Below are 18287 nucleotides of genomic sequence, written 5' to 3'. Positions count from 1 at the left end.
GTCACCCGTTCCAGCAGCCGCTAAGCCCTGAGCGGTCGCACTTCAGCGAGCTTGGGAATCCGCTTCGGCAGCACGTCCTCGAGTTTGTGGCGCACGTCCTTGAGCAGCTTTTCGGTCGTGGCCCAGTCGATGCATGCGTCGGTCACGGACACGCCGTAGCGGAGCTGCGACAGATCCGCCGGGATCGGCTGATTGCCCGCGTGGATGTTGCTCTCCAGCATCATTCCGATGATCGACTGATTGCCTTCCATGATCTGGTGCGCGCAGTCGTGCATCACCAGCGGCTGCAGGTTGTGGTCCTTGTTGGAGTTGGCGTGGCTGCAGTCCACCATGATGTTTGCCGGCAGCTTGTGCTTCGCCAGCTCTTTCTCCACCAGGGAAATCGTGACCGAATCGTAGTTCGGGCCCTTCGAACCTCCGCGCAGAACGATGTGGCCGTAGCGGTTGCCTGCAGTGCGGATGACCGCGACCTGACCCTTCTGGTTGATGCCGAGGAAACTGTGCGGACGCGACACCGACAGCAGCGCGTTGATCGCCACCGTGAGCCCCCCATCGGTGCCGTTCTTGAATCCGACCGGAGTGGACAGGCCGCTCGCCATCTCCCGGTGGGTTTGCGACTCGGTGGTACGGGCGCCGATCGCGCTCCAGGTGACGAGGTCGCCGAGGTACTGCGGCGTGATCGGATCCAGCGCCTCGGTTCCGGCCGGAAGGCCCAGCTCGTTCACGTCGATCAGCAGTTTGCGCGCGAGCTTCAGCCCGTGTTCCACGTCGAACGAGTCGTTCATGTGCGGATCGTTGATCAAACCCTTCCAGCCCGTGGTGGTGCGCGGCTTTTCGAAGTACACGCGCATGATCACGAACAGCGTGTCGGCGACTTCGTCCGCCAGCTGCTTCAGCCGCCGGGCGTAGTCCATCGCCGCCACCGGGTCGTGGATCGAGCATGGCCCGACCACGACCATCAGGCGATGATCCTTCCGGTCGAGAATGCGCTCGACGATGTGCCGGCTCTCCAGGACGGTGAGTTCGGCGCGATCGGTGATCGGCAGTTGCCGCTTGACGTGTTCCGGCGTCGCTAGAACGTCTTGCGCGATGACGTTGACGTTGTAGATGAGTTTCTCGTCCATTTCTCTTTCCCGGAAGCGGCAAATGGCCCCACGGCGCGGCCCGAAGGATCGCATTCTAGGCCAGGTGTTTGATTATTCAAGCCATGGAAGCAGGCCAAGCCACTTGGGCAGCCGGGGCGTCGCCGGCCGCGACGTCGGCGCCGCTTGCCAGGCCAGCAAAGAAAAAGGGCGACCGGTGGGTCGCCCTTGGCTCGTCAGGAAAGCGTCTACTTGAACGGACGCTCCGGTCGGACTGGTCGCTCGATTCTCACTGGTCGCTCGATGCGCGCCGGCCGTTCGATCTTCACGGGGCGCTCGATCTTGTGCACGCGCTGCGCATCGGCGAGCCGCTCGGGACGCTGCGCTTTCGCGGCCTGCACACGCTGCTGCGCTGCGGCGTCGGTGCTACCCGTGGCACCTTTCCGACCGCTTACGGCCGACACGGCCTGCCCCAACTTCAGGTCATGCTCCTGCGCGATCTCGCCCCAACCCTGCCCGGCCGCGCGCTGCGCGAGGATCCCTTCATAAGTGATCGGGCCGTCCGGCCCGGCGATGGTACCGCCGTTGAGCACCGCCGCAATCTGCTCCGGCGTCGGGTCTTCGATGCCCGCCTCGCGCAAGATCGCTTCGGCGAGCGCCAGGCTGATCTTGACCTCGCCATAGCCCATGGTCTGGCCGGTGGACGGCAGCACCGTGCCGTCGTCGAACACGATCTCGCTGCCTTGACGCAGACCGCCGACCAGGGCCGCGGCGTTTTCCTCGGATCCGGCGAACTCGGAGAACTGTGTGGTCAAGCTGCTCTCCACGTGCACCGCCGTGGCCGGAGCCTCGGAGGCCTCGTCCGCAAGGGCCGGCCATGCACACAGCAGCGCGCCCGCCAGTGCGGCCGTCTTGAACAGATCACTGAGCCTGCGCATGTCGTCTCCTCCACTTCACTGTGCTTACCTCTCTGGGACGCAAGCGCGCCGGACAAGTTCATCTTGCATCGGCCGACCTTCGACTTCAAGCTGTCGCCACGAAGCGACGAGACACGCTTCCCTCTGTCACAATTGCCGCGCGCCTTCTCGTGGCTATCCTGGTATCGGAAACGCCCGGCCCTGTCAGAGCCGGGCGCGCACGGCCTTGCCCCGGAACCAGTCGAGGGTGGCGCGGATCGAGTCATCGAGCGGCGTCGGTGCAATGCCGAAGGTCTTCTCGAAGCGGGTCGAATCCAGCACGAAATCGCGCTCGAACTGGTAGAGCATCTCTCCGAGCTCCTTGAGCTGGCTGTCAAGGAGCGCGGCCACCGAGAGCAGGCGGCGGCCCGCCGCCATCAACTTCGGACGCGCTCCTGCCGCGCGGTACACCTTGTGGACGAATTCCCGCGTGGTGACTGCGGGAGCCGTCGGCACGTGCCAGACGCTTCCGAGCGCTTCCACACGCTCGCCCATCGCGACCAGGGCCCCGGCGAAGTCTTCAAGATAGGTATAGCTGTGCAGCGCATCCGGGTTGCCGATGACGCGCGCGGTCCTGCGCGCCAGCGCGGCGCCGAACACGCGACTGCCCATCATCGCGTTGTCCGTGGCGTGCGGCCCGAAGAAATCGGATGCGCGCCCGATGGCGGCCCTGATCCTCCCGGCGCGGTGCGCCTCCAGCAAGCAATCGGCCACCTGGGCGCGGATGCGGCCTTTGCGCGTGCCGGCCGCGGCCGGCAGGTCTTCGTGCATGAGGCCCGCCACGGGCCCGTACATGTAGAGGTTGTCGCCATAGATGAGCGGCGCGCCGGCGCTGGCCGCGCCATCGAGGATTCCCGCCGCGATCGCTGGAAGGCGGTCCCACTCGGCATAAGGCAAGCCGATGCAGTGATAGACGCACGCGGCACCCTGGCAGACTTCGCGGGCCTGCGCCGGGTCGGCGGCGTCGATGCCGCCCACTTCGGTGTCCAAGTCCTTCTCGAACCCCGCCCAACCCGTGCGGTTGACCATGCGCACGCGCTTGCCGCGTTTGCGCAGCGCACGCATCACGGCGAGCGCCAGTGGCCCGGTGCCGAAAACGACGTGCAGCTCCTTCACAGAGATCGGACCGCGATGTAACGCCGTGGCTCGATGGCCGGTCCGATCGGGTTGCGCAGCGCGCGTCCGAACACCGGCGAGGAGATCTCGAACACGTCTCCCACTTTCGTCTCGAGCTTCTTGGCAAAGCTGCCGGTCGCCGCGCCGAAGAAGTGCACGTGCACGTCGCCGGGACTGCGGAATTCGCGATACTTGAAGTGATGGTGCTCGAGGTTGGCGATCGAGTGGCACATGTTGTCTTCGCCCGAGAGCCAGTCTTCTTCCCACAACACCCGGCTGCCGCGCAGCACGCGCGCATGGCCCGAAACGCTTTTCGGCAGCTCGCCCAGCAGAAGCTCCGGCCCGTACGAACACTGGCGCAGCTTGGAGTGCGCCAGGTACAGGTAATTCTGGCGTTCCATGACGTGGTCCGCGTACTCGTTGCCGAGCGCGAATCCGACCCGCGCCACTTCGCCCGATGGGCCGATGAGATAAAGGCCGACCACCTCGACTTCCTCTCCGCCGTCCAGCGCGTAGGCTGGCAGTTCCAGCGGCTCCTCGGGCCCCACCACGCAGCGGCCGTCGCCCTTGTAGAACCACTCGGGCTGTACGCCGATCTCCCCGGGAGCGGGCTTGCCGCCTTCCACGCCCCACTTGAACATCTTCATCGAATCGGTGAGTTCGGATTCCTCCTTCTGGATCTTGGCGTGCATCGCATCGCGGGCCGCGGCGCTTCCCAGATGCGAGAGCCCCGTTCCCGTCACGAGCAGGTGGTAAGGATCCGGATGGTCGAACGGGGGAAGCAAGCGCTTTTCCGCGACGGCGTCGTCGTAGCTCTCGCGCTGCCCGCTGGCGCGCGACGCGATCAGCACTTCGAGCCGCGTGCCGGATCGCAGCGCTTCCTGCGCCAGGTCGTACAGATAGCGCGCCCCGCGCACGACTTCCAGACTACTGCCATCCGCCGTGACGATGCCCACCTTGCGCGCGTCATCGCGGCCGCGGAACTGGACGATTCTCACTGTTCTCTCCTTGGCGCTTCACATTGATTTGCGCCATACCGAACAGCGGGAATGTTACACCCGCCTTATACTTGATCGCAGTGGAGGACGATCATGAAGGCAAGCATCGACGGAATCCGGATCAACTACGAAATCGAGGGCTCGAACGGACCATGGGTAACGTTCAGTCATTCGCTCGCCTGCAACCTGCGCATGTGGGACGAACAGGCGGCGATGTTGCGCGACCGCTATCGGGTTCTGCGCTTCGACACGCGCGGCCATGGTGACAGCGACGCGCCGGAGGGCGCCTACACCCTGGACCAGCTCGCAGCCGATTTAAAGGGCTTGCTCGATGCCCTGGGCATTCGCGAGACGCATTTCGTCGGACTGTCGATGGGCGGGATGATCGGAATGACTTTCGCACTCAAGTACCCGGGCGTGTTCAGGACCCTGGTGTTGTGCGACACCGCGAGCCGCATTGCGCCCGAGGCGCAACCGGTGTGGGATGGTCGTATCAAGACGGCGCGCGAACAGGGCATGGAGCCGCTGGTGCAGCCGACGCTGGAGCGCTGGTTCACCGAACCGTTCCGCAAGCTGCGTCCGGACGTCATGAAGCGGGTCGGCGACATGATCCGCAGCACCCCGGTCGCGGGTTATATCGGCTGCTGCTACGCCATCCCCAGGATCGATCTGACCGGCAAGCTCGGCGCGGTCCGCTGTCCGGTGCTCGTCGTCGTCGGCGAGCACGACGTGGGCACGCCGCCTGCCATGTCGGAGGCGATCCATGACGCGATTCCAGGTTCGGAACTCGTGGTGCTCAAGAACGCTTCGCACCTGTCGAACCTGGAGCAGAGCGAAGAGTTCAACACCGTCCTGGACCGGTTCCTGGGCGCACATTGAATCGCGAAGCCGCCGCTGGCCGCGGGGGACGCGAAGGTGAGGACACAAACCTTCGACCCTGAAGGCCGGCGATGCGCGCTTGCCAACCGGTGTTGATCGCCGCCTCAGGCTGGCGGCAGGTCGATGACCTCGACCCCCTTCGCTGGTTGCCGAAGCAATCGGCGCAGCAGCCTGTAAGTGTGGATGCCGAACGCGCCGCCGGAGCGCGTTTGCAGAATCTCGGCGACTTCAGTCTGGATGTCCGCGCTGCCGAGCCAGCACCAGCGGTCGAAGACGTGTATCTGCCGTCGGCCGGTGAAAGGATCGGTTTCGCGCACGCCGACGGGACCCTCGAACGGCCACTGCTGGATCCTCAGCGGAGCGAGGGCGGCGGCAAGGCGCGCCGTGTGCAGCCGCTCGGGTTCCGCGCCGACGCACAGGCCGCGACAGCGCTTGCGCGCAACGTTGAAGCAGGGGCCGTCGCCGCAATCCAGACCGAGCGCGATGAGGCACAGGCCGTGGCCCTCGGCCAGTGTACGCAAAGCATTGTGGGCAGCAGTTCTGGAACTGAACGGGCCGAACAGGTCCCGGGGGCCGACGAAGTCCGCGGCCGAAACTTCGACCAGCGCGGGGCGTGCCGGACCGTCCACCGGGTTCCAGCGCAAGCAAAGCGTCTCGCTGCGCCAGGGCTTGCGGTTGTACGCGGGCTGCAGCTTCTCCAGCAACTGCGCTTCTTGAATCGCCGCGCCGATCTCTCCCGCGGTCTCGATCCAGTCAACGCGCCGCACGTGGCGTGTGATTTCCCGGTCGCGGTGCGTTTCACCTCCGAAGTGCGCGAGCACGCGCGTGCGCAGGTGGGCGCTGCCGCCTGCGTAGAGCGGCACGTCGCCTTCCCCGTAGAACACATAGGCGCCCGCGCCGTCCGGTAGGTCCTCCAGTGCGTCCGGCTCGAGAGCCGGCGGCAGCGCCGGCGGACGCAGCAGTTGTTCGGCCTCGACGCGCACGCAGTCGGCACCGAAGCGATCGTGGATGCGCTGCGTGAACGCCCACAACACGCGGGCGTCCGCGAGCGCCCGATGGCGCTTCTCGCACGGCAGCCCGTGTCGCGCGATGAGGGCGTCGAGATTGTGCCGGCGCTCGTGCGGGTAGAGACGGCGCGAGAGCTTCACGGTGCACAGCACGGGCGCGGTGTAGCGATACCCGGCGCGGCGGAATTCCTGCCGCAGGAATCCATAGTCGAAGCGGGCATTGTGCGCCACCAGCACCTTCCCCTGCAGCCGCGCGTAAAGATCGGGCGCGAGCCGGTCGAATCCCGGCGCCTCGGCGACCATGGCATCGGTGATGCCGGTGAGCTCCTGAATCTCCGGTGGAATGCTTCGCAGCGGATTGACGAGCGAGCTCCACTCGGCCACGACCCGCCCGCCGTCCACTTCGATCAGGCCGATCTCGGTGATCCGGTCCAGGCCCGGAATCGCGCCGGTCGTCTCGACATCCAGAAAGACCACGCAGCGGTCCAGCATCGACTAGCGATTCGCGGGAAGGGACTGCGTGGACAACGACCTGGCCGTGCGCGCGGCGTGCGGAACTCGCCGGTTGGACACCGTGTCGGAGGTGGCTGCCGGGGAGGGTTCGGACAAAGCAGTCATCGACAAACCATTTTAACGAGGGAAACATGAAAATCTCTGCGATACTTCGGGCGTTGCTGCTCAGCGCCGCCGTTGTCGTGACGTCGGCTTGCGCGACGGCCGACACCAGAACCCAGCCCCCTTCGGCCGATCTGGTCGACACCGCCGTGGCCGCCGGCTCCTTCAAGACGCTGGTGACCGCCGTGCAGGCAGCCGGGCTGGTCGATACGCTCAAGGGCGGCGGCCCTTTCACCGTCTTCGCGCCCACCGACGAGGCCTTTGCCAAGCTGCCGCCCGGAACGCTGGAGGCGCTGCTGCAAGACAAGGACAAGCTGACCCAGGTCCTGACCTATCACGTGGTGCCGGGAAAAGTGATGTCTTCTGACGTCAGGCCGGGCAAGGTCAAGACCCTGCAAGGGCAGTCGCTGTCCGTGAGCACGACGGACGGCGTAAAGGTGGACAACGCCAAAGTCATCAAGGCAGATGTGTTTGCCAGCAACGGCGTCATCCACGTCATCGACTCCGTCGTCATTCCTCGGTAAAGGCGAAGCCCGGCCGGCGAGCCGGGACTCGGGGGTGCGGGGCCTGCGTCCCGCTCCCCGCTTCAGCCACGGTCTCGCGCGCTCGCCCGGGCCCCTTTTTCCGGCGCGGCGTCCGGTCGCTATACTCTCCCCGCCAGACCACGGAGGAGATCGATGCGACGCGCTTCACTACCAGCGGCTGCATGCTTCGCGGCAGTCTGCTTCCTTACGGCTGCTCTGGCCCATCGGGAAGGCGAAGTTCCCGCGGCTGCTTGGCCCTTCGATTGCGAGCATCCACCCGCCGATGCGGTCACCCGGCTGCCCCTGGCGATCGAGCCGTTCGCGCAGTTGTCGTGCCTGCCCATCGGCCAGATCATCGTGGCGCGCGAAGGCTGGGTGTGGCGCTACCCGGCGAGCTACTTCGACCAGCCCCTGATCGCCGCCTACAGTCCGATGGCGTCGCGCGCCGAACCGGGAGCGCGCTACTTCACCTCGCTGTCCGTCGAAGAGTTGAGCGGCGATGCGGCGCTGAGGCGAAACGACGCACTGGTCGCGTTGCTGCCCAATTACCGGCCCGATGCGCCGCCGAAGCGCGTGCTGCGCCTGGAGGCAGCCAATGAGCTGGGACATCGCTTCGAGGTGTATTTCCCGATGACTGACGCGAACAGTGGCTGGGGTGCGATCTGCGCCCCGGAGTGCACGCCCGAGATGCTGTTCATGATGTACAAGAGCGAATAAGGGCCACGATGCATCTGACTGCGCAGAACATACTTCCGAAGGACGCGGAGATCGCCACGCTGATCGGCCGGGCATGGGTGCCCGGTCGCGTGCCGGGTCCCAGCCCCGTGGCGATCCGCGACGCAGCGGTGTACGACCTTGGGCGCGTCGTGGCCACGTCGAGCCAGTTGCTCAACGCCGTCGATCCGCTCGCGCTGGTTCAGGACGCCCTGAAAGGCCGACGAGCCCGGCGCATCGGAAGCGTCGAAGCGCTGCTGGACAACTCCCACGCCGAGCGGCGCGATCCCTCCAAGCCTTACTTCCTCACGCCGTGCGATCTGCAGGCGCTGCGCGCCTGCGGCGTCACCTTCGTGTCCAGCATGCTCGAGCGGGTGATCGAGGAGCATGCCAAGGGCGACCCGGCGAAAGCCGAGGAGGTTCGCCGCGCGATCGGCGAAGAAATCGGCGCGAGCATCCGCAGCGTGAAGCCCGGCTCGCCGGAGGCGGCAAAGCTCAAGGCGTCGCTCATCCGGCGCGGGTTATGGTCGCAGTACCTGGAAGTGGGCATCGGCCCCGATGCCGAAGTCTTCAACAAGGCGCAGCCGATGTCGGCGGTGGGGGTCGGCGCCGAGATCGGTATCCGGCCGGATTCGTCCTGGAACAATCCTGAACCCGAAGCGGTCCTGGCGGTGAATCGGGCGGGCAGGGTCGTGGGTGCCACGCTCGGTAACGATGTGAATCTGCGCGACTTCGAGGGACGCAGCGCGCTACTGCTCGGAAAGGCCAAGGACAATAACGCCAGTTGCGCGATCGGCCCGTTCATCCGGCTCTTCGACAGCAAGTACGCGATGGACGATCTGCGCGCCACGCGCATCGAGATCGAAGTCAGTGGTACGGACGGATACCGCTTGCAGGGCACGAGCGACTTGAAGCGGATCAGCCGGGATCCGCTGGAGCTGGTTGCGCAAGCGATCAATCGGATGCATCAGTATCCCGACGGACTGATGTTGTTTCTGGGCACTCAGTTCGCACCGATCCAGGATCGCCACGAACCCGGCAAAGGCTTCACCCATCGCCTGGGCGACGTGGTCACGATCCGTGCCGAGCGCTTGGGTACGCTCGTCAACCGCGTGAACTATTGCGACCGCATCGCGCCCTGGACATTCGGCATCGCGGATCTGATGCTGAACCTTGCGCAGCGCGGCCTTCTATAGGCCGCTCAGGAACTGTGTCATCCGTCGCCGGGCTTTCTCGTCCGGCAACTTGCCATAGCCGGCCATCAGGTTGTCCAGCATGTGTTTCGGCTTGCTGGTCGCCGGGATGACACAGGTCACCGCCGGGTGGGCCAGGATGTACTTCAGGAAGAACTGCGCCCAAGAGCCGCAGTCGAACTCCGCCGCCCATGACGGCAATGGCCTGCCCTGCACGCGCGAGAACAGACTGGCCTGTGCGAACGGGCGGTTGGCGATGACTGCCATGCCCAGCTCCTGCGCCAGCGGCAGAAGCGTTTCTTCGGCCTCGCGTTCCGCGATCGAGTAGTTGAGCTGCACGAAGTCGAACTGCCGGGTCTTCATCACTCGCTCGAGCTCGTCGTAGGCGCCGGAGTGATAGTGCGTGACGCCGGCGTAGCGGATCCTGCCGGCCTGCTTCCATTCGCGGAGGGTGCGCGCGTGCGTTCTCCAGTCGACCAGGTTGTGAATCTGCATGAGGTCGAGGCTTTCGGCGCGCATCCTGCGCAGAGATTGCTCCATCTGCCGGACGCCCGCATCGCGTCCAGAAGTCCAGACCTTGGTGGCGAGGAACAGCCTGGGGCGCAATTCGAGTTCGGCGCAAAGCTCTCCCACCACGGCTTCCGAAGAACCGTACATCGGCGAACTGTCGATGACGCTGCCGCCGTGTTCGACCAGTGCGCGCAAGACTTCCCTGAGCGGTTCGCGTGCGGCGCGATCATCGCCAACGTCGAACGTCTGGTAGGTTCCCAGGCCCACCACCGGGAGCGATTCGCCACTGCGCGGGATTGCACGCCTGAGCATCGCGCGAGCGGTCGGGGTCTCAGCGCGGATGCGGCTGAGCGGCACCGTCCAGGGCAGCGCCCAGAGGGCTTTCAGCAGGACTCGACGGTTCATAGACAGGGATGCGGCGCTTGGCCATCAACGCTGCTCGCAATTGCTCCTGCCGACGGCCGAGCAGATATCCGGTGGTGGCCCACAGAGCCGCGATGGGCACGGCCACGAAAGACACACCGGCAAAACTGATCCCGAGAATGCGCAGGCCCTCGAACAGCCACCCGCTCACCGCGTCTCCGGCGCGATACACGACGGTGTCGATGACGTTCTTCGCCTTGTACTTTTCCTCGCGGCTGACCACCGTGAACAGGATCTCGCGCGCCGGCTTGGTAATCGCGTATTCGCCGGCCCTGCGGACGACGCCGAAGACAATCAGGACTGCAAGCGTGGGGAACAGACCCAGGAAGAAAAAGCCGACGATCGCCGCGACGGGGAGCAGAACGAGCGCCACAGTGACGCCGAACCGCCCGACCAGGCGGCCGACGACGAATATCTGGCACAGGAGGGTGAGCACGTTGACCACGAGATCCAGTGTCGCGAAGAGCGCGGTGCGGCTGCCTGGATCGGAAATCGTGCCGGACACGATGTAGGCCTGCTGGAAATACAGAAAGGTCGAGAGGACGGTGAACAGCACCACGTACAGAGCGATGCCCAGCAGATATTCCGAGCGCAACAGCAGGCCGATGCCGGCCAGGACACCCCCGCCCAGCGCGCTGCCCGCCGCCGATTCGCGCTTCTCGTTGACACCGCCGCGCGCCCAAGCGCCGAGCCGTCGAATGCAGATCAGTGCGCCGAGCAGAAAGCAGGCGGACACCGGCAGCAGGGCCGTGGGTCCGAAGTCCGGCGCCACCGTGGTCACGAGCACCGGTCCGACCAGCGCGCCTGTGCTCCCTCCGGCCGAAATGAAACCGTACAGGCGCCGTGCCTGTTCGTTGCGGAACAGATCCGCCATGAAGCTCCAGAACACCGACACCACGAACAGATTGAACACGCTCACCCAGACGAAGAAAGCCTGCGCGGTGAGCCGCGGAGCGGCGCCGGTTTCGAGCAGAACGAAGAAGGCAAGAAGGTTCGCGGTGAAGAACAGGTACACGACGGGTAGCAGCACGCGGCGGGGGCAGCGGGCGGACAGCCAGCCGAACAGCGGCACGGCGGCCAGCATCGTCAGGAAGGTGCCGGTGAATACCCATTGCAGATTCTCGGGACCGCCCTGGATTCCCATTTCGTCGCGTACCGGCCGCAGGATGTAGTAGCTGCACAGCAGGCAAAAGAAGTAGCCGAACGACCAGAGCATCGCGGCCACTTCGGCGGTTTCCACGCGCACCACACGGTGGAGCAGTCGCAGGGAGAGCGGCTCGTCCATGCCCGGATTCTACCGGCATCACGGCAGTGGGCGGGACCGGGCCTTGCGGGGCCACGAAATCGAGTATCATTCGCCCGTGCTTTGTACGCAGTGGGCCTCGGGTATCGGTTCTGCCATACGCAGTCTCTGTCGTCCAAATCATCGCTCAGGCCCGCAGGCCTGGTTCTTTCTTCTGTAAAGGCATTGAGGAGTCAGTTATGGCAACCGGTAGCGTCAAGTGGTTCAACGAGACGAAGGGATACGGCTTCATCCGCCCGGACGACGGCGGCGAGGACGTGTTCGCGCATTTCTCCGCCATCAAGGCCAACGGATTCAAGACCCTCAAGGAGGGTCAGCGCGTGCGTTTCGACATTACCACGGGACCGAAAGGAAAGCAGGCCTCGAACATCGAGATCGCCTGACGCCGGAATTTCCGCAGAAAAGCCCGCCTCGCGCGGGCTTTTTTGTTGCCTTGCCGCTCTGCAGGCACTCAGCCGCGCGCATGCGCAGCAAACCGGACAGACAGAGCAGATCGCGTTGTTGATGCTGCCGCTCCCCCTCGGATCTTTCCTGTTCGTGTCTCGCTTGCCGTCCGCGCGGTAAAAGGCTTGATCCTTGTAGTGCTACAGTGCAGGGTCTGGGGAGTTTTGCGGCAATGACTGTCATCTTCGAAGACGTGCGCGCGGCCGCCGCGGCGATCGCCGGCAGGATCGTGGAGACGCCCTGCCTGCACTCGCGCACGCTTTCCGAAATCACCGGCGCGCAGGTTTACCTCAAGTTCGAGAACCACCAGTTCACCGCGTCGTTCAAGGAGCGCGGCGCACTGAACAAGCTGCTCTCGCTCGACGCCGGGAGCCGCGCCAGGGGTGTGATCGCGGTGTCCGCCGGCAACCACGCGCAGGGCGTGGCGTATCACGCCCGGCAGCTCGGGATTCCGGCTGTGATCGTGATGCCGCGCTTTACCCCGCATGTCAAGGTGCAACACACGCGCCACTTCGGCGCGCAGGTTCTGTTGCAGGGGGACAATTTCGACGAAGCCAAGGCCCATGCCCTGCGCGTGATGCAGGAACGGAACCTCACGCTGGTTCATCCCTACGATGACGGGAAGGTGATCGCGGGGCAGGGAACGATTGCGCTGGAGATGCTCGCAGCGCATCCGGGGCTGGAAGTGATGGTCGTGCCGGTCGGTGGCGGGGGACTGATTTCGGGCGTGGCGATCGCAGCGAAGGCAATCCGGCCCGATATCGAGATCATCGGAGCCGAGACGGTGCGCTTTCCCTCGATGTATTGCGCACTGAAAGGGCAGCAGCCGGAATTCGGCACAAGCACGATCGCCGAGGGGATCGCGGTCAAGGAGCCAGGCCGGCTCACGCTGGAGATCGTGCGCCGCGCGGTCGACGACCTGCTGCTGGTCGACGAGGGCGACATCGAAGAGGCCATCGTGTTGCTGCTGGAAATAGAGAAGACCGTGGTCGAAGGCGCCGGAAGCGTGGGGCTCGCCACGCTCATGAGATACCGCGAGCGCTTTGCCGGCCGCAAAGTCGGGCTGGTTCTGAGCGGTGGCAACATCGACCCGCTGGTGCTTGCCGACATCATCGAGCGCGGCATGGTGCGCTCCGGACGGCTGACCCGCCTACAGGTGCAGCTGCGCGATCTGCCGGGATCGCTCGCTGCGGTGACGCGGGTGCTCGCGGAGAGCAACGCCAATATCGAGGAGGTCCACCATCAGCGGGCCTTCACTCGGCTACCGGTGCAGAGCGCGGAGGTGGATTTTGTGCTCGAGACCCGCGACATGGAGCACGTGCAGCAGATCCTCGCCGCGCTCGATGCGGCGGGATTCAAGGCGAGACTGCACAATACCGACGATTGACCCGCCCGCCTCCAGGGAGGTGAAGAGGCGGGACGGGTCAGGTCGGACAAGCGCTCAGGCTGCCCGCCTCAGGCCCGGTTCGGCGATCGAAATCTGTACCGGTGTGTTGTTGCGCAGCAGGTCGAGCACCGGGCAGTGGGAATCCACGACCCGCTTCAGATGCTGCAACTGCTCCGGGGTCGCCGGGCTGTCGAATGCCACCTTGCCTTCGATGCGAAGAAAGCCCGGCCGCACATCGTCCGCGGCGGCGAAGAAACCACGCAGATCGATCTCACCCTCGAGGGTCACCGACACATCGTTGAGCGGGATGCCCAGTGCGTCGGCGTGCAGCCGATAGGTGATTTCCTGGCAACTCGCCAGCGCGGCGAGCGCGTACTCGACCGGGTTGGGCGCCCTGTCCGTTCCACCGAGGACTGGCGGCTCATCGACTTCCACGCCGAAGTCACGGATCTGGACATGACGGTGCAGGCCGTCCTTGCCGCGGCTGGAGACGCTGAACTTCGCAACGGCCTGCGACGGGTCGGCCTTCAGCGCGGACTGGGTCTGCTTGAACAGTTCGGTAAAACGGGACATGCGGAGATCTCCTCCAGGTTATGGGCCCGCGGAGATGCTCCGCGGCGCTTTAGCGGTGGAATGTCCTCACGCGGCCGCAAGCTGCCCGATCAAAAGCCGCGGGTCCGGAAGCACGCTTCCGGACCGAGTCCGACCGGCTTTGCATGGCTCCGGTCGGCAGGCAAACTATGCGCAAATCCAGATCGAAAGGGAAAGAATGAGGAGTTCTGTGCTCAGGACAAAGAAGAATAAAGCAGGGTGGCACAACGGCTGCAGGGCAGGAAGCCGAGGCGGAGTGCGGTGAAGCGGACCAGCAGCTTGTTGAAAGCTGCTTGGATCGAACGATATCGTCATTCCCGCGAAAGCGGGAATCCATTGGCAGTCCGCCTTTCTGCTCCCTCACAAGCCTTCCCGGAGGTCTTCTCCGAGTGCCCGATCCAGGAAGTCGAGCCGATCCTGCCCCCAGAACAGCTCGCCGTGGAAGACATAAGTCGGCGCGCCGAAGACATCGCGGCCGATTGCTTCCTCGGTCAGGCGGTCGTATTCAGACTGGGTTTCGGGGCCCTTTGCTTTGGCGAGCAAGGCGTCGCCATCGAGGCCGATCGATTCCGCTGCCGCCTTCAGTTCCGGCTCGTCGGCCATGTTGCGCTGCTGCGTCCAACATCCCTTGAGGACCTCGCCTGCGAGCTTCAGCGCAGAGTCCTGGCCGAGCGCGCGTGCCGCGATGATCATCCGCGAGGCGAGCCCGGTGTCGTAGGGAAAGTACTTCGGCTGGAGTACCAGCGGCACGCCCAGATGCCTGCGCCAGCGCTGCAACTCGACCAGACGGTACTTCTGCCGCTGCGGCGCCCGCTTGGCGAGCGGCAGGCCGCCGGAGACGGGAAAGATCTTCCCATAGTCCACTGGCTTGACCTCGATCCGCGCACCGTGCTTCTTCGCGATCCCGATGAAGCGTTCGTGACCGAGGTAGGTCCAGGGAGACATCGGGGAAAAGTAGTAGTCGATGATCTTGTCCATGTGACTGCTGTCTCGCTGCGAGCGGTGGCCGATGCGGGCCGCAGAGTCTACCATTGGCGCGAACAACACCGAGGCGGGAGCGGCACAAGCTCGACGGGAGGAAAGATGAAAATGGCCATGGCTCGAACGCTCGTTGCAGTGCTTGCGATGGCGTTGCCGGCAGCGGCCGGCGCGCAGGAGGTCGTCCTGAAAGTGCACCATCCGCTGCCCACCTCGTCGACCGCGCACCAGAAGGTGCTTGTGCCCTGGTGCGAGAAGCTTGCCAGCGAGTCGAAACAGCGCCTTCAGTGCCGGATCTATCCGTCGATGCAGCTGGGCGGGGCGGTACCGCAGCTCTACGAGCAGGTCAAGGACGGGGTGGTCGACGTGATCTGGACGATCCCCGGCTACGCGGCCGGGCGCTTTCCGCGATCCGAGGTGTTTGAGCTGCCATTCATGATCCGGGATGCGCAGAGCGCCAGCAAGGCGGTATGGGACTTTGTGCGCCAATACGCCGCCGAAGAATTCTCCGACGTGCGGCCCCTGGCGTTCCATGTGCACGACGGCGGGGTATTGCACATGGTCAAGAAACCGGTCGTGCGCCATACCGACCTGCGCGGGCAGAAGATCCGCGCGCCCACGCGTCAGACCAACAAGCTGATCGCAGCGCTGGGCGCGACTCCCGTCGGTATGCCGGTCCCGCAGGTCGCCGAGGCGTTATCCAAGGGCGTCATCGACGGCGCCTTGTTGCCCTACGAAGTTCTGCCGGCAATCAAGGCCGACGAGTTGACGCGCTTCCACAGCGAACCGGCCCCGTCGCAGCCGAAGATCTACACTTCGGTGTTCATTCTCGCGATGAACAGGGAGAAGTACGAAGCGCTGCCGCCCGAGCTGAAGAAAGTGATCGACGCCAACAGTGGGATCGAGCTGTCGGCGCGGATCGGCCGGGTGTTCGCCGACGCCGAGGTCGCCAACCGCAGCCGCCTCCCGGCGGACACCATCAACGTCATTCCGAACGAAACGATTGCGCAGTGGCAGGCGGCATCTCGGCCGCTCATCGATGCCTGGATCCGGGAAGTCTCGTCGAAGGGCGCCGACGGCCGCGCGCTGCTCGAGAACGCCAGGCGCCTTCTCGCCAAACACTCGAGGTAACCCCGACCGAAGAGCGGAACACGAAGACACGATAACGGCAAGAACCGAATTTCAACGCGAACCACACGATCGAAGGTTGTCGAGCAATGCTCGACACCGAACCGCTCCCAAGGGTCGGTGTGCCACAGGGATGCGCGTGGTTGCATCCTCGAGGTGCGCCGTCTTTCTCTCCTGTTTCTTCGTGTCTTCGTGTTTCGCTCTTCGATTTCAATCGGCGTCTCGGCGGTTCGAGCCCGGTTCTAGCCCCAGACTTCACGCGCGGTGTCGATCACGAGTCGAAGCTTGGCGGCCTGGCTATCGCGGGCGATCTGATTGCCGTGCACGGTGCTGGAAAACCCGCATTGCGGCGACAGGCAGAGCTGTTCCAGCTCGACGTAGCGTGACGCCTCGTCGATGCGGCGCTTGAGCTCGTCCTTCGACTCCAGTTCGCCGACCTTGGTGCTGACCAGGCCGAGCACGACGATCTTGCCTTTGGGCACGAATCGCAGCGGCGAGAAGTCGCCGGAGCGCGCGTCGTCGTATTCCAGAAAGTAGCCGTCTACCGCCAGTTCGTTGAACAGGACCTCGGCAACCGGCTCGTAGCCGCCTTCCGCCGCCCAGGCGCTGCGAAAATTGCCTCGGCACAGATGGACGCAGATCGTCATCTCCGGAGGCCGCCCGGCAATGGCGGAATTGATCAGCCGGGCGTAGCGGCGTGGTAGTGCGTCCGGATCGTCACCGCGCTGACGCGCACCCTCGCGCATCTTTGCATCGCACAGATAGGCGAGATTGGTGTCGTCAAGCTGGACATAGCGGCAACCCCCGTCAGCCAGTGCCTTGAGCTCTGCGCGATAGCAGGCGGCGACGTCGTCGTAGAACGCCGGCTCCAGCTCGGGGTAGGCCTCCTTGCTGATCGCCTGGCGGCCGCCGCGGAAATGCAGCATGGTCGGCGAGGGGATGGTGACTTTCGGCAGCCGCCGGGTCACCGACTTGAGAAACTCGAAATCGGCGACCTGGATCGGGCGCATGTGCCTGAGTTTCCTGGTCACGTGCATGATCGGCGGTGAGAAATCGACCTGGCCCGCAGCGCTGCGGAAGCTCACCGAGATACCGCCCCGGGTTTCGACACCTTCGAGCTGCTCGAGGAAATCGATGTGAAAGTAGGTGCGGCGGAATTCGCCGTCCGTAATGCCCTGCAATCCGAGGTCCTCCTGGAAACGGACGATGTCGCGGATCGCTGCGTCTTCCGCCTGGCGCAGCTCGGCACGCGGGATTTCGCCTCTCTGGAACCGCTCGCGCGCTTCCAACAGTTGCGGCGGGCGCAGGAAACTGCCGACATGGTCGGCGCGAAACGGCGGGACTGTGCGGGCGCTCATGCCGATCTCCTCCACACTCTTTTCCCAAGTCTAGCAGCTTGCCTTCTTCTCCTACGCAAGGCTCAAGACAGACTCTCACCGCGGAGGACGCGGAGGAACAGTAATCCGGGAGAGATGAACCACCAAGGAGACGGAGGGAAGAGCAGGGCGAGTCCAGGAAATGTTCTCCTGCCCTGCACGCCAGGGATAAGGCCACCCGCACTGACGAAAGACGAAGACCAGATTCCTAAGGTCCGCTCCTCCTATTTGGTCTTCGTCTTTCCTCTGCGTCCTCTGGCGGTGAGCGCTTCATTCTGGGTTTTCGACGAGGCTGGTAACATCGAAGTGGAGGAGAGCCGGCGCCCGCCGGAAGAACACAAACATGGACCTCGCGTTCGTTTCCCTGACTGCGCTGCTCGCGGCGATCCTGATCGGCAGTTTCACGGCAGTCAACATCGGCCTGATCTCGATTGCGCTGGCCTTTCTGGTCGGCACTGGCCTCGGCGACATGAGGCCAGGCGCGGTGATCGCGGGATTTCCCTCGAGCCTGTTTGTCACGCTCCTGGGCGTCACCTTCCTGTTTTCGCAGGCCCGGGAGAACGGGACACTGGAGCGCGTGGCTGCCGTGGCAACCCGGCTTGCGCGCGGCCGGACGGGAATGATTCCGCTCATCTTCTTCGGGCTGGCGCTGGTGTTCGCATCCGTCGGCCCTGGCAACATCGCCGCCGTGGCGTTGCTCGCGCCCATCGCAATGGCGGCCGCGGGCCGAGCCGCGGTGCCTGCGTTCCTGATGGCGATCATGGTCTGCACCGGCGCCAACGCGGGAGCGCTGTCCCCATTCGCTCCCACCGGGATCATCGCCAACGATCTGATGGCGAAGATCGGACTGGAAGACGTCGCCTGGCGCAACTATTTCAATTCGCTGGTTGCCCAGTCGTTCGTCGGCATAGCGGGTTACCTGCTTTTCGGGGGCGCGCACCTACTGGCTTCGGGCGCCACCGCGCCGGTAGTCGAACCGCATGCCGGGAGCGCCGCGCTGGACGGCAAGCAGAAGCTCACGATCGCGGTCATCTGCTTGCTGATCGCAGCAGTGCTCGTGTTC

Annotated in this window: 18 protein-coding genes; 8 read left to right on the top strand and 10 right to left on the bottom strand. The window is 64.8% G+C overall.

The features are described from left to right. Positions 1-20 precede the first annotated feature (20 nt). The 4 genes from VNM24_13320 to araD1 all read right to left on the bottom strand — a co-directional run bounded on the left by VNM24_13320 (position 21) and on the right by araD1 (position 4152). Positions 21-1124: a 3-deoxy-7-phosphoheptulonate synthase gene (locus tag VNM24_13320; GenBank protein HWQ39561.1), complete on the bottom strand. Its 1104-nt coding sequence runs from the start codon at positions 1122-1124 to the stop codon at positions 21-23. 206 nt (positions 1125-1330) lie between these two features. Beyond that, on the bottom strand, positions 1331-2020 hold the full coding sequence (locus VNM24_13315) for a hypothetical protein (GenBank protein ID HWQ39560.1): 690 nt from the start codon (positions 2018-2020) through the stop codon (positions 1331-1333). Positions 2021-2203: 183 nt separating this feature from the next. Continuing rightward, on the bottom strand, positions 2204-3154 hold the full coding sequence (locus VNM24_13310) for an NAD-dependent epimerase/dehydratase family protein (GenBank protein HWQ39559.1): 951 nt from the start codon (positions 3152-3154) through the stop codon (positions 2204-2206). Next, positions 3151-4152, bottom strand: coding sequence for an AraD1 family protein (gene araD1 / locus VNM24_13305; GenBank protein ID HWQ39558.1), 1002 nt, complete (start codon positions 4150-4152; stop codon positions 3151-3153). The genes VNM24_13310 and araD1 overlap by 4 nt, the downstream gene beginning before the upstream one ends. Before the next feature lie 93 nt (positions 4153-4245). On the opposite strand from araD1, the gene pcaD reads away from it, so the two are divergent. Then, complete coding sequence (gene pcaD / locus VNM24_13300; GenBank protein ID HWQ39557.1) at positions 4246-5031, top strand: 3-oxoadipate enol-lactonase; 786 nt, start codon at positions 4246-4248, stop codon at positions 5029-5031. Between the two features lie 104 nt (positions 5032-5135). On the opposite strand, the gene VNM24_13295 is transcribed toward pcaD, so the two are convergent. Continuing rightward, positions 5136-6530, bottom strand: a complete 1395-nt coding sequence (locus tag VNM24_13295; protein ID HWQ39556.1) for an exonuclease domain-containing protein — start codon at positions 6528-6530, stop codon at positions 5136-5138. A 179-nt stretch (positions 6531-6709) separates the two neighbouring features. Between VNM24_13295 and VNM24_13290 the strand changes: the two genes are divergently transcribed. From VNM24_13290 to VNM24_13280, 3 genes are all read left to right on the top strand, one after another. Beyond that, complete coding sequence (locus VNM24_13290) at positions 6710-7177, top strand: fasciclin domain-containing protein (protein ID HWQ39555.1); 468 nt, start codon at positions 6710-6712, stop codon at positions 7175-7177. 153 nt (positions 7178-7330) lie between these two features. Then, positions 7331-7894 (top strand): hypothetical protein, encoded by a 564-nt coding sequence (locus tag VNM24_13285; protein ID HWQ39554.1) that lies wholly within the window; start codon positions 7331-7333, stop codon positions 7892-7894. Positions 7895-7902: 8 nt separating this feature from the next. After that, on the top strand, positions 7903-9087 hold the full coding sequence (locus VNM24_13280; GenBank protein HWQ39553.1) for a fumarylacetoacetate hydrolase family protein: 1185 nt from the start codon (positions 7903-7905) through the stop codon (positions 9085-9087). Here the strand turns inward: VNM24_13280 and VNM24_13275 are convergent. Both VNM24_13275 and VNM24_13270 read right to left on the bottom strand, forming a co-directional pair. Beyond that, positions 9082-9906, bottom strand: a complete 825-nt coding sequence (locus VNM24_13275; GenBank protein ID HWQ39552.1) for an aldo/keto reductase — start codon at positions 9904-9906, stop codon at positions 9082-9084. The genes VNM24_13280 and VNM24_13275 overlap by 6 nt on opposite strands. A gap of 19 nt (positions 9907-9925) precedes the next feature. Then, the gene (locus VNM24_13270) at positions 9926-11302 is read right to left on the bottom strand and encodes an MFS transporter (GenBank protein HWQ39551.1); all 1377 of its coding nucleotides are present in this window, start codon (positions 11300-11302) and stop codon (positions 9926-9928) included. A gap of 197 nt (positions 11303-11499) precedes the next feature. Here VNM24_13270 and VNM24_13265 point away from each other — a divergent pair, with 197 nt between their 5' ends. Continuing rightward, positions 11500-11703 (top strand): cold-shock protein, encoded by a 204-nt coding sequence (locus VNM24_13265; protein ID HWQ39550.1) that lies wholly within the window; start codon positions 11500-11502, stop codon positions 11701-11703. 233 nt (positions 11704-11936) lie between these two features. Next, on the top strand, positions 11937-13151 hold the full coding sequence (locus VNM24_13260; protein HWQ39549.1) for a threonine ammonia-lyase: 1215 nt from the start codon (positions 11937-11939) through the stop codon (positions 13149-13151). A 54-nt stretch (positions 13152-13205) separates the two neighbouring features. Here the strand turns inward: VNM24_13260 and VNM24_13255 are convergent, their stop codons facing one another. Next, on the bottom strand, positions 13206-13724 hold the full coding sequence (locus VNM24_13255; GenBank protein ID HWQ39548.1) for an OsmC family protein: 519 nt from the start codon (positions 13722-13724) through the stop codon (positions 13206-13208). A 378-nt stretch (positions 13725-14102) separates the two neighbouring features. Then, positions 14103-14720, bottom strand: coding sequence for a 2-hydroxychromene-2-carboxylate isomerase (locus tag VNM24_13250; protein ID HWQ39547.1), 618 nt, complete (start codon positions 14718-14720; stop codon positions 14103-14105). A gap of 117 nt (positions 14721-14837) precedes the next feature. Between VNM24_13250 and VNM24_13245 the strand changes: the two genes are divergently transcribed. Further along, the gene (locus VNM24_13245) at positions 14838-15851 is read left to right on the top strand and encodes a TRAP transporter substrate-binding protein (GenBank protein HWQ39546.1); all 1014 of its coding nucleotides are present in this window, start codon (positions 14838-14840) and stop codon (positions 15849-15851) included. 239 nt (positions 15852-16090) lie between these two features. Here the strand turns inward: VNM24_13245 and VNM24_13240 are convergent, their stop codons facing one another. After that, entirely contained in the window at positions 16091-17206 is a 1116-nt protein-coding gene (locus VNM24_13240; GenBank protein ID HWQ39545.1) for a 5-methyltetrahydropteroyltriglutamate--homocysteine S-methyltransferase, read from the bottom strand. 361 nt (positions 17207-17567) lie between these two features. Here VNM24_13240 and VNM24_13235 point away from each other — a divergent pair. After that, a partial coding sequence (locus tag VNM24_13235; GenBank protein ID HWQ39544.1) for a hypothetical protein occupies positions 17568-18287 on the top strand: 720 nt, incomplete at its 3' end.

This window comes from Burkholderiales bacterium, from assembly GCA_035560005.1.
GTDB lineage: Bacteria > Pseudomonadota > Gammaproteobacteria > Burkholderiales > Eutrophovitaceae > DASRFY01.
Note: the sequence above shows the minus strand (reverse complement) of the source record. Positions and strands in the feature narration are given on the sequence as shown.